The sequence below is a fragment of the Paenibacillus sp. J2L1-98 genome (genome assembly GCF_056269405.1).
Genome location: NZ_JBWDNW010000042.1, coordinates 1 through 12,702 on the forward strand (window position 1 = coordinate 1; position 12,702 = coordinate 12,702).

At 49.3% G+C, this 12,702-nt stretch carries 9 protein-coding genes; 7 read left to right on the forward strand and 2 right to left on the reverse strand.

Going from position 1 to position 12,702, the window contains the following annotated elements:
- The first annotated feature begins 214 nt into the window (after nucleotides 1-214).
- Nucleotides 215-1,855 carry a GMC oxidoreductase gene (locus tag AC0YNZ_RS30725; RefSeq protein WP_475830169.1) on the forward strand — a complete coding sequence of 547 codons (1,641 nt, stop codon included), beginning with the start codon at nucleotides 215-217 and terminating at the stop codon, nucleotides 1,853-1,855.
- A gap of 134 nt (nucleotides 1,856-1,989) precedes the next feature.
- Here the strand turns inward: AC0YNZ_RS30725 and AC0YNZ_RS30730 are convergent, their stop codons facing one another.
- Nucleotides 1,990-3,375, reverse strand: coding sequence for an MFS transporter (locus AC0YNZ_RS30730; RefSeq protein WP_475830170.1), 1,386 nt, complete (start codon nucleotides 3,373-3,375; stop codon nucleotides 1,990-1,992).
- A 112-nt stretch (nucleotides 3,376-3,487) separates the two neighbouring features.
- Here AC0YNZ_RS30730 and AC0YNZ_RS30735 point away from each other — a divergent pair, with 112 nt between their 5' ends.
- The 3 genes from AC0YNZ_RS30735 to AC0YNZ_RS30745 all read left to right on the forward strand — a co-directional run bounded on the left by AC0YNZ_RS30735 (nucleotide 3,488) and on the right by AC0YNZ_RS30745 (nucleotide 5,729).
- The gene (locus tag AC0YNZ_RS30735; RefSeq protein ID WP_475830171.1) at nucleotides 3,488-4,375 is read left to right on the forward strand and encodes a LysR family transcriptional regulator; all 888 of its coding nucleotides are present in this window, start codon (nucleotides 3,488-3,490) and stop codon (nucleotides 4,373-4,375) included.
- Nucleotides 4,376-4,526: 151 nt separating this feature from the next.
- Nucleotides 4,527-5,234 (forward strand): DNA alkylation repair protein, encoded by a 708-nt coding sequence (locus tag AC0YNZ_RS30740; RefSeq protein ID WP_475830172.1) that lies wholly within the window; start codon nucleotides 4,527-4,529, stop codon nucleotides 5,232-5,234.
- A gap of 99 nt (nucleotides 5,235-5,333) precedes the next feature.
- Nucleotides 5,334-5,729 carry a ribosomal maturation YjgA family protein gene (locus AC0YNZ_RS30745; protein WP_475830173.1) on the forward strand — a complete coding sequence of 132 codons (396 nt, stop codon included), beginning with the start codon at nucleotides 5,334-5,336 and terminating at the stop codon, nucleotides 5,727-5,729.
- A gap of 163 nt (nucleotides 5,730-5,892) precedes the next feature.
- Here the strand turns inward: AC0YNZ_RS30745 and AC0YNZ_RS30750 are convergent, their stop codons facing one another.
- Nucleotides 5,893-7,032 carry an SGNH/GDSL hydrolase family protein gene (locus AC0YNZ_RS30750; RefSeq protein ID WP_475830174.1) on the reverse strand — a complete coding sequence of 380 codons (1,140 nt, stop codon included), beginning with the start codon at nucleotides 7,030-7,032 and terminating at the stop codon, nucleotides 5,893-5,895.
- Between the two features lie 164 nt (nucleotides 7,033-7,196).
- On the opposite strand from AC0YNZ_RS30750, the gene AC0YNZ_RS30755 reads away from it, so the two are divergent.
- From AC0YNZ_RS30755 to AC0YNZ_RS30765, 3 genes are all read left to right on the forward strand, one after another.
- A complete protein-coding gene (locus tag AC0YNZ_RS30755; RefSeq protein WP_475830175.1) occupies nucleotides 7,197-8,828 on the forward strand; it encodes a hypothetical protein in 1,632 nt (543 codons plus the stop codon).
- Nucleotides 8,829-9,008: 180 nt separating this feature from the next.
- A complete protein-coding gene (locus AC0YNZ_RS30760; RefSeq protein ID WP_475830176.1) occupies nucleotides 9,009-10,070 on the forward strand; it encodes a DUF4198 domain-containing protein in 1,062 nt (353 codons plus the stop codon).
- 9 nt (nucleotides 10,071-10,079) lie between these two features.
- A complete protein-coding gene (locus AC0YNZ_RS30765; protein WP_475830177.1) occupies nucleotides 10,080-12,185 on the forward strand; it encodes a copper resistance CopC/CopD family protein in 2,106 nt (701 codons plus the stop codon).
- Nucleotides 12,186-12,702: the final 517 nt, after the last annotated feature.

Sequence of the window (12,702 nt, forward strand, 5' to 3'; positions counted from 1 at the left end):
AACGAACGGTTACAAGCAAAACTAAACGGCCTCAGTCCGATGGAATTTAGGACCAAGGCCGCTTAATTGATTTTTGTTATTTGTACTGTCTACTTGACGGGGTGCAGTTCAGTAACTGGCTGCCGTCTTCCTCATTCAACTGGAAAATACATTGCAACTATACTTCACTCACATCATATATATGCTTAGGAATATCATCAGCTTGAAAGGGGGGGTGAAAATATTGAGGATTTATATTGCTAATTTCGGAGATAGCCTCAGAACTATTAGTGTGGCGCAGGATATCTGCTTAGAGGAACTCATCAAACTCAATCCGGATGTGCTGAGTGCTGATCAGGACATCACAGGTATACAAGTAAAACTACCTAGTCATACTAGAATTTACATAAATAAGACAAAGATTCCGAACTGCCCGGAGAATCCCGTTTACCGGGAGCAATGGGTGCCTCTGACTTCACTTGAGCAAATGGAGCAAACGGAATATGATGTGCTCATTGTCGGCACTGGGGCAGGAGGAGGCGCTGTTCTCTGGAGATTAAGCGAACAATGGGGGAACAATGGAAAACGGATCGGTGTCGTTGAAGCAGGCGATCTCTTATTGCCGACAAATGCTCAGAATATCGCTACATTGGATCCTGAACGTTTGTTAAAGTATTACTTCAGCGTTGGTAAATCGCCGCTTCAATATCCCTCGCCCCAAATTTATGCATTGGGGGGAAGAACCCTGTTTTGGTGGACGGTCAGTCCCCGCATGCATGTTTCTGAAATTGCCGGGTGGCCTGTTACCGTTAATGAGATGGAGTTCTACTACAAACTTGCGGAGAGGGTTATGAACGTGACACAGTCCTTCACCAAAGGCTCTTCGATCACGCAAACTCTTCTCCATCGGCTTCAGGGGAACGGTTTTCCCGAATCAATGGATGAACCTTTAGCAGTCGATCTCGAACCGACAAAATTTGGAGTGGTGAATTCCAACGCTTTTTTCAGCTCCATAACTTTCATTGCGAAAGCGATGAATCGACCCTTCGATTTGGCTGTAAAAGCCCGGGGAGTCCAAGTCCTTACGGAAAAGGAAAAAGTCGTAGGTCTGAAAGTGATGTCGCCGGAGAAGAAGGCCTATTTTCTGAAAGCGAAGAACGTAGTTCTATCAGCGAGCACGTTTGGAACACCGCACATTTTGCTTAACTCGGGGATTCAAGGAAGGGCGATCGGTCATTATTTGAGCAACCATTCCAGGCTGAGCGCCACGGGGAAACTAAACCGCAGCGAGTTTCCGGAGATACTAGGGCCGCTTCGTATTTTAATTCCGGGAACCGAAAATCGCCCCTATCAATTCCAAATTTTAGGACCAGGAAATTACGAATGGGTTCAGTTTAAAGAAGAACCTTTGTCACCGGAGTTGGAGGTCAGATTTTTATGCACAGGCAGGGTCGAATCCCGTTTCGAGAACAAAGTCACTCTTGATCCGCTCAGGCAAGATGAGTACGGTATACCGGAAATACAGGTTCAATTCAATTACAGCACGCGAGATGAAATCGTTATTCAGCAAATGGCGGAAACGCTGAAACAGATTTCTTCAGTAATGAGAACCCCTTTGATTTCAAGGGGAGACCGGCCTGCCATCTGCCTAATGCCCCCAGGATTGGAAGCGCATGAGACCGGAACATGCCGGATGGGAGATGATCCCTTTACCTCTGCGACCAACAGATATGGGCAAATACACGGCATTAAGGGGCTATTTGTTGCAGACAATAGCGTAATTCCCACAAGTGGCACCCCCAACCCTACCCTAACCACCGTAGCGTTGGCTATCCGCACCTCGGATTATATTATTGATCAATATAAAAACTGCTAATGCATGTCAAAGTTCACTTGTTTAGTGCTAAGAGCGAATTTGTAAAAGAAATTCTGAGCCGAGCAGGATGAGGTGATAATTTTATCTGAATATCTTAACGACATCGACAATCCTTCTAATTGAACTTGGTGAACCTACGACTCTGCCAATTGCGCTGACTCCCGACGCCGCCAACTCATGAATACCAAGGACAAAGCAATTACCGAGAGGATAGCCCCAAGCAGCCGAAAGCCTCCGGCGCTGAACTTATCTCCCATTACGATGCCTAGCAACAATGAAGAGAGAATGGTGCCCATGTATCGCGATGTCATAAATACTCCGGATGCTACACCGATAATTTCTTTTGGAGAACTATTGAACAAGGCCGATTGCATACCGACATTGTTCAACCCGTTGCTAATACCGAATACAGCTAACGCCATACACACACTGATAACCGGTGAAGTTTGATTCAATGTCGTTAACCATACTGACCCAAGTGTCATCAGTATTCCGGATACTAACAAAGCTGGTCGAGGCCCTGATTTATCGATCCATCGTCCTGCTATTGGAGAAACAACGAGCGAGCACAAACCTAAGCTGAGCATGAGAATCCCTGTATGATATTCGCTGACATGACGTACCATTTGCAAGTAGGTTGGAAGCCCGAAAAAGAGCGAGTAATAAAGTACGTTAACGAGTATGAATTCGACATTGATCCAAGTCATCGCAGGATATTTGGCGAATGTGCGTAAAGGAACAAAGGGTGACGTCGCTTTTAACTCATGTCTTACGAAAACCCAAAGTGAGACGAGGCCTATCAATCCGACAATGACATTCCAAAATGAGACATGCCCAGATGATTTTACTGAGAGTAATCCAACGAGTAGGGCAACCAGACCCACTGTGAAGAGCAGGACTCCTGACGCATCAATCAAATCAAACCATTTACGAAAGGACATGCCGAGTGCAACGGATGTTGGCGGTTCGTCCTTAGGGATATTCCTCCAAGCCAATAGAAAGCTTGTCACCACGAACGGAATATTGACAAAGAAGATTGCAGTCCAATCCCACCAGTGAATCAAGACCCCGCCAATAAAGGGACCAATTGCTGCTGCTCCTGATAGGAATATAGACAAAACTGACAGCGCAGTCGCTCGTTTCTCCGTAATATGAATTCGCACAATGGCCATTCCTACTGAAACCATCATGCTTGTTCCGATGGATTGCACAATGCGGAACACGATGAGCCACCCAAAGTTTGGTGATAGAGGAGCTAATAATGATGCCACGAAGGCTACAACAAGCCCGGTAAGAAATATCTTCTTGCGACCGAATAAATCACTGGCTTTTCCCATGACAGGTTGAGCGATGCTGCTTGCAATGTAGAAAGAAAAAATAATCCAGGAAACAACAGTAAAGTCAATGCGGTACACATTTTGCAGTCTTACAATAGCAACAGAAATCATCGAAGAATTTAATGGATTCAATAGTACCCCAAATCCAACGGAAATCATCAACCACTTGCTGCGAACACTCATTTTTGATCCCTCCCGAAGCGTATTAATGTCATCGTACTTGAAATCGATTATTCATTCCAACGCATTTTATGTTATGATTTCATTGACTTGAGGGAATGAATCGGGGTGCGAAATGGAACTTCTTCAATTGCAATATTTTCAAGCGGTAGCTCGATTGGGACATGTGACTGAAGCTGCACGAAGTCTGCACGTTACTCAATCGTCACTAAGCAAAACGATTCAACGCTTGGAAGAGGATTTAGGGGCTCCTCTATTTGATCGGATAGGGAGGAAGCTGCGATTGAATGAGTTTGGGAGCAGATTCCTTCGCCGTGTAGAAAGGGCTTTGTTTGAATTGGAACAGGGGAAGCAGGAGATTCGCGATTTATCGAGCCCGGATCATGGCACACTCGAATTGGCGGTGACCACCGCAAGCACATTACCAAATATCCTTAGGGAGTTTCGGAAAAAGCGGCCCTATATCCAATTTCATGTGCAAATGCTGACCACGCAGGAAATGGTTACGCTTCTTCATAGAGGAGAGGTAGATTTCTGCTTGTCCTCACCTCCTATACAAGAAAATGATATTGAATGTCAAATCGTATTCATAGACCCAATCCTCGTAGCTGTTCCAGAGGGGCACCGGCTGGCAGATCGAAGCAGCGTATCCTTGGCAGATCTAAGGGATGAATGGTTTGTCGGTGTAAAGAAAGGCTACGGTACTCGCGATTTAGTGGATTTAATATGCAAATCGGTTGGATTTGTACCTAAATATGTGTATGAAGGGGATGAACCTGCAAGGCTAAGCTCTCTTGTGGAAGCAGAAGTTGGTATAGCCTTCATACCAAGCACGGCAAGGAATTTATGTGAGCGTATCAAATATCTCCAAGTAGAGAATCACGAATTGGTACGAGAGATAGCTTTATTGTGGCATAAGAGTCGGTATATTTCTCGGGCTGCTCTGGAATTCCGTGAGGTAGTTCTAGAATATTTTGGGGCGAAATCCAAACAGACAATCTAATCAGGCTGCACAACTAATATGGATTCTATTGGCGGAATAAACAGGCGTAACTCACGAAATTCAGTCCGAGAAGACCGAGAAGGGATCGCTGTCCAGTGTATGGATATGATAAAATTGAAGAAATCCTTCACAAATAAGGAAGTGTTAAACAATGAATTTCGAAATGGTTATGCAGGAGCTTGAAGCTCTCAGCAAGGAACGAACCAAGAAAATATACGTATCCAATGGCGCGCACGAACCGCTTTTTGGTGTGGCTACAGGCGCAATGAAGCCCATCGCCAAGAAAATCAAAAAAAACCAACCTTTGGCTGAGCAGCTTTACACAACGGGGAATTACGACGCCATGTACTTTGCCGGCGTAATTGCAGACCCAAAAGCAATGACTGAAGCTGATTTTAATCGTTGGATAGATTCGGCTTATTTTTATATGCTTTCCGATTATGTAGTGGCAGTAACCTTGGCAGAAACAGATATTGCACAAGAAGTTGCCGATAAATGGATCGCAAGCGGCGAAGAGCTGAGAATGTCAGCGGGCTGGAGTTGTTACTGCTGGCTTTTGGGTAGTCGACCGGACGGTGAATTTTCCGAAAGCAAACTTGCCAATATGCTTGAAATTGTGCAAAATACGATTCACGATTCTCCCGAACGAACAAAATACGCTATGAATAATTATCTTTACACAGTGGGGGTATCCTATTTGCCACTCCATGATAAGGCGGTTGAGACCGCAAAGGCGGTAGGCCCGGTAGAAGTCAAACGGGACAAGACAAAAAGCAAGTTTCTACTCGCAACCGAAAATATTCAAAAGGCAGTAGATAAAGGGCAACTTGGCTTCAAACGCAAATATGTAAGGTGTTAAACGATTGCTTTGCCGCAAGAAACGAATTGGGCAGCCAAAGCAATTCAGGCAATCCCGGAATTTAAGCCTCAGATGGGGATTGGAGTGGGGGAGCGGGCAATGGTACCTTATACGAGGATACCGTACATGATCGCAGCTGTAATCGCTATGATATTCGGTTTTAGCACCAGGAAGTTTGCAGGTGAGCTGCCCGCTTTCGTTGCGGAGCATTTTGGCGATGCGCTGTGGGCGAGCATGATTTATTTTGGCGTTCGTGCCGTATGGGTACATAAGAAGCTTGGGTGGGCGGCGCTGATTAGTGTTTTATTTTGTTTTGGCATTGAGCTTAGCCAGCTGTATCAAGCCGGTTGGATTAATGGAATCCGAAGCACTTTTTTTGGAGCTTTAGTTTTGGGGAGCGGGTTTTTAACGGTTGATTTGGCAAGGTACAGCGTAGGGATTGTGCTGGCGCTGTTGATTGACGGGTATATCAGTAAACGCGGGCTCAGAGGTTAAAAGGAGACGAAGCGAGCGTCCGATCTGACTGCTGGCTTTTTGCTGCAGGAGCCATTATAGCGGTAAAAGGCGGCTTTAGATCGTTCATATTGGGTTGGACGGAAGCCAAATAGGGAAGCATCCGGGAAGCAGATTCACTGCGTTCACGGATGCTTCTCCGCGTTTAATGCTTATACCATGCGAGGAAAGCGTTGGCAACAGCCGTGCCCGCGAGGCCGTTCGGATGAGGGTCGTCATGAGGACTCATAAAGGCCTCATGAAGCAGCTGGTCATTCGGCGCCGCTTGGCCAAGTACGGCAGCGATGTCGAACACGCCGGACACACCGGTTAAATTGCAATCGCGAATCCACGCGTTAACGGTACGCCAGACGGTCTCCATTTCTCCCGCGAAGTTGAACGCAGGCAGCGTGCAGAGCCATATTGCCAGGTCCGGCTTGCCTTCCACGAGCTGATCGATGACCGACGTAATATCGGCAATCAATTGCCCGGCGCTGCGATTCGCGGTACCGATATCGTTCACCCCGATGCAAATAATGACCTCATCGCCTTGCTTCGCTTTGGACAGCCAAGCGCTGTCGTTTACCAGATCGTAAGCGCGGGCCCACCCGCTGCCAATGTTCCATACGCCAATGTCTGGGCCTAAGCCTGCCGCGATCTTTGCAGCCCAGAAGGCGTATCCGTCCTGCTCGGTACGAACGCCTTGCGTTATGGAATCGCCGAGAAATACGATCTGCTTCGATACGGCTCTTTCATAGGCGAGCAGCGAAGGCAGCACCTGGCGGTTGCCTGAAGGGATGTAACCATCCGCGGATGGCTGACCTGCCAGGTTGCCGTCTGCTTCATACGCGCTTGCGAGCAAGGTCTCTGTATTGAACGGGAGCCCTTCCTCAAAGCCGTCTAATGTGATCGACCAGCTGAAGGCCAGAAAATGATTTTCCGGTATGTATACCGAGGCCGAGTCACTCCAAAACCGCTCCCCCCGCTGCACATCTTTGGAGGATGAGCCGTCAAACATGACAGGGCGTTCTGCCTCCGCTGCAATGCTGCCGTCCGGCAGCTCTCCGCCGTCCGCCACGAAGCAGGATTCGATCCGCCAGCATCCGCCCAGGTCATTTGCTTTCGACTCGGTTCCGTCCGCCCATGTGGAGTCGACGGTGTTGCTGTGCCAAAACTTGAATTGCAGCTGACCATACTCCCTCGGCCGTATGTACGATCGAAAGGTAATGGTCGTCTTCTTCTCTGACCGGAATATAAAATTCGCTGCGGTTGATAGAGAGGTAACCGATGCGTAGCCGCTTTGCAATGCCTTCAACTCCTTAGTCGATTATGAAGTCCCCCCTGTAAGGAGAGATATCCTTTCTCTCAAAACTATCATTATTTTGAATAGAAGACAATGCAGAGGTATCGCTGGCATTTGAAATTATATATGATAAGAAGAAACATAGGAAATCGAAGGAGACCGATGAAATGAGCTTCACAGCTAGACAAAACGAGATAATACGAAAAATAGCGATACTGGCGCAGAGCCGGACCGTTCTAAGCAGCGGGCTATGGTTTCATCACGATATTCGCGATAACTTTTATTATGCTTCCTATTTGTTCGCGGCCGCAGTCGACTTCCCGGAGCAGCTGCCCTTCGAGGCGGAAGCTGCCAAACGAATAGCGCAAGGTATATTGCTGGAAGTGCTTCGCCTTCAGGATCAAAATAGTGAAAGCGCCACCTATGGCCATTGGCCGTTAAACCTCGGGGAGGCTCCGCGCGAGGCGAAGCCTAATGTACTGCCCGTGGAGCTCATGGGAAGCCTGATGGCCTTCTTTGCGAGCCGCTACCAAGATCATTTTGATGAGATGCTTGCCCAGGCATTTGATTCGGCACTCGTAAACGTATACCGGAGCGGCTTCTATCGTCAAAAAAATGTATTCGGTCATCACGATGCCAAATATACAGCCGCAAAGCTGATTTTCGGTCAATTGTACGAGGACGCCGAGCTGATCCGTGACGGGCGCAGCAACCTCCAGCTGACTTTAGCCCATGTCCGCAAGCATGGAATGTCCGAATACGGAAGCTTGCCCTGGTTCTGGCACTGGGTGCAGGCATATACATGCGCATGGCATCAAATCAGCGATCCGTCGATCAAAAAAGAGCTAAGCGACATGCTGGATTATCTCTGGAACGAGAGAGCGGCGTTTTATTTGCAAGGGGCCTGGGCTGGCGCGCATTGCCGCGGTCAAAAGCATGATATTCCGCTCGATAGCAACGTCCTGCATGACTATGTGCAGTTCGGGGATTTCGAGCTTCCCGCGGAAATGCCCCGGACCGAGTATGCCGGCTTCCTCTATTACGAGGCGCCCGAGGCGGCGCGTCGCTCAGCGCTTAACCGAAGCGAACCAGCCGAAGTGAAGAAGGCCGTCACGAAGCATTCGGATGCGGGAACGAGTATTCTTCACAGCTATGCTTATATTACTTCCGAGTTTGCGGCCGGTGGGATGTGGGAGCGGTATGAGGAGTTTGATAACGAGCAGCACCGCTGGGACATTACTTTGCCGTTAGGCCGGAACAGCGGCGTGAATCAGGCTTACTTCTTTCATCCGGCAGAGCCGAATACAGGGGATGATCCGAGACATCAAACCGGGCATACGGAAGTTCTTTTTCACAAAAATACGATTGTCGCGCTTTATCCGCTTCCAGCCGGCGCAGCTCATCAAATCGTAGGGATATTGCCGATTGCCGAGTGGCAGCAAGAGCCGGGCGTTCTGCTTGGACAGACAGATCAAGTCTATTGGGCGGTCTATTTAATGCAGCCATTCGAGATTGTACGGCTGGCCGATCGATATGTCGTGACAAGCGTAGGCCCGCTAAACGGCGTTGTTTTAGAGGTAATCAGTCATAAGGATGCGGAGCAAAGGGGCCTAGACAGCTTGGAGGCATTCGCAGCCGAGGCTAGGCGAAACGCTCCTGTTTGGTCATCCATAGAAAAGCTGAGCGTCCGATATACGAGCTTGGACCTTAGTGTGCTTCAGCTTAGCGTTGACGGCGATGGCGAAAGCGAGAAAAGGATTAACGCGCAACCAATTGATTTTTCCGAGTACATGTTTTAGGCTGCTGCAAAAGCAGACCGTTCAAGGCGGCACAATTTGAGCGTTTAATGTTTACATTCGCGTAATGAAGCCATTGTCACATATCGTTCACAGCACTATAGCTCTAACGAGTCATGTACTGCAATTCTCCCATTGTTACAATTTGGACATGAATCCAAATCGATGGGAGTTTTTTTGAAAATGACATTTCGGAAAAAAATCGCAGGAGCAGCGTTAGCTGCCGTTATGACATTAGGCGCGGCAGTGCCGGCATTCGCGCATGACGGTTGGTCACAGACTAGTGCTCCGATTGTAGCGCAGGGTCAGGTATCTTATGTTGAGCTCTTGTTCGGAAATCATTCTAACGAGCACAAAAGCTTCCGGATCGACGGACAATGGGGCAGCACTTCCAAGGTGTACGTTACGACGCCAGCAGGCGTGAAATCTGATATTACGGGCACGCGCTTCTACACCGGTGAGCCGGCTACGGAAACAGCGCCAGCCTTAAACAATTATTTTGTAGCGTCCTTTAAATCGAACGTGCCGGGCGCATACATTATCTCTACAGAATCAGACAGCGTCTTTAAGGGGTCAACGGCCGCAAGCCGCACGTTGCGCAGCGCGAAATCATTCGTGGCGGTAGGCGACATTCCTGTTCTTGATCGGGTTAAAGCACTTACAGGCTTCTCCAAGCAAGTTAGCCCGGACCGGGCAGAGCTGGTTCCAAGGTTCAATCCTGCTGCGGTAACACCGGATGAGAAAGTGTCGATTCAATTGCTGCTAAAAGGCGCGCCGCTTGCCGACACAGCCATCGATATTATTCGCCGCAGCAATTCGGAAGCCGCCGAGCTGAAGACCGATGCGAAGGGGATGATTTCGTTTACTACGGGCGCTGCCGATTATTATTTGGTGCGTGCTAAGCCAAATACGGCGGAAGCCAAAGAAGGCGAATACAGCGCAACGAGTTATGAAGCGACGATGACCTTCACGGTTCAAAATAAACCGACGAAGCTGCCGGGCTCCGTATCGGCTCCTAAACCGTATATTTACGTAAATGGAAATGTGGCAGCCGTAAACAGCTTAACGATTTCGAAAGGTACGACTAAGGTAGACGCTTCTTTCATTAAACAATATGTTAACGCTGCTTACAAAGGCACAGGTTCTGTTACGCTCCGTTCCGCAGCGGAGGCGGCAGGCGCATACGTTGAATATTTCCCGGCTGTTGGCGGAAATCAAGCAGCAGTTGCGATCTACACGAAATAAGGCTTGCTGATGAAGAAGCTAATGAACGGAATAGCGATATTGATTATGATGTGGGCATGCATGCCGGGCTTAGTCTCGGCGCATGCCTATATTGCGCAGTCGTCACCTTATCAGGATGCAGAGCTGACGAAGTCTCCATCCGCCATTCGAATTACCTTTACCGAGAAGATCGATACGAAGTTAAGCAATATTTCGCTTCAAAGGATCGATAACGGCGCCGCTATAGCCGGATCGCTCAGCGGTGAAGGCGACTTAACGCTTATTTACACGATACCGAAGCTGGAAAAAGGCATCTATCAAGTAAGCTGGCAGGTGCTTTCGCTTGATTCGCATATGACAGACGGCACCTTCCAATTCACTGTAGGCGTAAAGCTGGAAGCGGCCAAGCCGGATGAAACGGTATCACTGGACGGGAATTCCGCAGGCAGCACAGGAAGCACGGGAGGCGGCTCAGGAAGCGGAGCGGCGGCCGATAAGCCGTCTCCTTCGGCTAAGCCAAAGCCAAAGCCGACGAAAGCGCCGAGAACGGCGCCAAGGACAACTGCTGCGCCGAAGCCGACCGATGCTCCCGCACCTGCAGCAAGCGTTTCGCCAAGCTCTGCTGTTGTTCAGGATAGCAGCGGTCAACCGGCAGCAGCGCCGGATAAAGCGGGGGAAGCTACAAATGATGCTTCCGGCAGCGCAAGCGAACCGGCGGATGATTTAACCGGCAATGAGGCTGCAGAAGATGATGCCGCTGAATCCCCGGATGCTGATAGCGCATCGCAGCAAGCCGCTTCAGTTGAAGCGGCAGCAGCCGGCAATCATAGCGGTCACGGCGAGCACAGCGGCAGCAGCCATGCCGAGGAGGGTGAGCATGATCACGCAGGCGGTTATGGTCTCATGGCCGCGCTGCGCGTGCTCGATATTTTGACGGGAGTAATACTCTCGGGAATGATGTTTTTCCGATACGTCATTTGGAGAGACAATGAGGAAGTGGCTCCCTTTGGATTCTCGCTGCGGGCAGAACGGCTATTTATTGGCGCGGCAGCGTTAGTCTGGATCCTTTCCGGAGTAACCCGCCTGTCAATGCTTTCGGATCAATTCGGCGGCGCTTCTATTTATATGCTGGCGAGCGGAACGATGATCGGGAAGGTGGCAACGCTAAGACCTGCGCTCGCGTTGTTTGCGCTTTTGCTTGCTTTCGCACCTATCCGGGAACAGCTGTGGGCGAGTCGCGTCAAATATGCCGCTGCTGCAGCGCTAATCGTGACCTTTCCGCTGACGGGTCATGCATATGCGGCTGTGAAGGACGCAGCTTTGGCCGTTGCCCTGCATACGGTTCATATGTGCGCCGCAGCGATATGGTTCGGCGGTCTTGCGGGCTTGCTCTCGTTAACCTTCTACCGGAACGCTATGGACCGCTTGAACCAAGCGGCTGTGCGCTTCTCAACATGGGCGCTGCCAAGCATCGTGATTATTCTGATAAGCGGAATATGGCTCTCGGCTGCAAGGCTATCCGCATGGGGGCAGCTGGTATCGACCGCTTATGGCAAGCTGATTATGGCAAAAGCATTCTTCACGCTGCTCGTGCTTGTCATTGCTGCGCTCCATAAGCTGGTGTTCATGCCGCAAATCGCGAAAGCAAGCGCCGCGCGCGGCTTGCTGCTCGGCGTTCGAATCGAAGTGCTGCTGGCAGTCGCATTGTTCGTTCTGGCAGGCTGGCTATCTTCGACGTCGCCGCCGGCTGCTGATGCCGCGCAGAAATTATCCGAACCGATCTATTGGCATGTGATGGGGGAGAAAGCGCATATGAGCTTGCGTATTTCTGCTGATGAGAAGACGGAGAAGCAGGCTGCGCGGCTTGATGTTTGGCTGCCTGAAGGACTGGGGGCGCCGGTGTCGGCTGATGCTGCTGCTGCAGATCAGAGCGGAAAAGCTGTAAAGATACCGCTGCAGCTGCAGCCTGCCGCTGCCGAGCTGTTTGAATATCCGGGCTTCACCAAGTACACATATTTGGCATCCGGCGAATTTATCGACGATAACCAGAGCAGCTTGATTACAGTAGACGTGATCGACGAAAAAGGCGAAAGCTTCCATTACGAGCGGAAAATCGGCGGGCAAAAGGCAGAATAATCGCTTTCGTATTTTGAATAGTGTGCAAACTGAAAGCGTGTCTCGCAGTGACGAAAGCGATCCACAGCAAACGAAACACGCCAGCGTCTCTGTATCTCCTTCATTAATCCAAATTGTTAACAGAAAGCGTGTCCCGCAGGGACGTTAATGTGGTAGTTTCAGTTGATCGAACTAAATGAAGCTGGTACTAACAAAAGGGCCGATTAGCTGCACCACGTCGAACTAAATGCCCATAGTAGGAGTAACCAAGTGAATAAGCGCTGTTTAGTTTCGTGAAATGAAACTAAACAGCGCTTTTTTCAAACAGTATGAAAATTAAGTTAGCAAAATGAAACTAAATCATAATCCGATGTATCAGCATGGGTTTGAGAAGGTAAAGGTAAGCGTGTCCCGCAGGGACGATATTGATGAGTTAGTTTCAGTTGATCGAACTAAATGAAGCTGTCTCTAATAAAAGGGCCGATTAGCTGCACCACGTCGAACTAAATGCCCATAGTAGGAGTAACCAAGTGAAAAA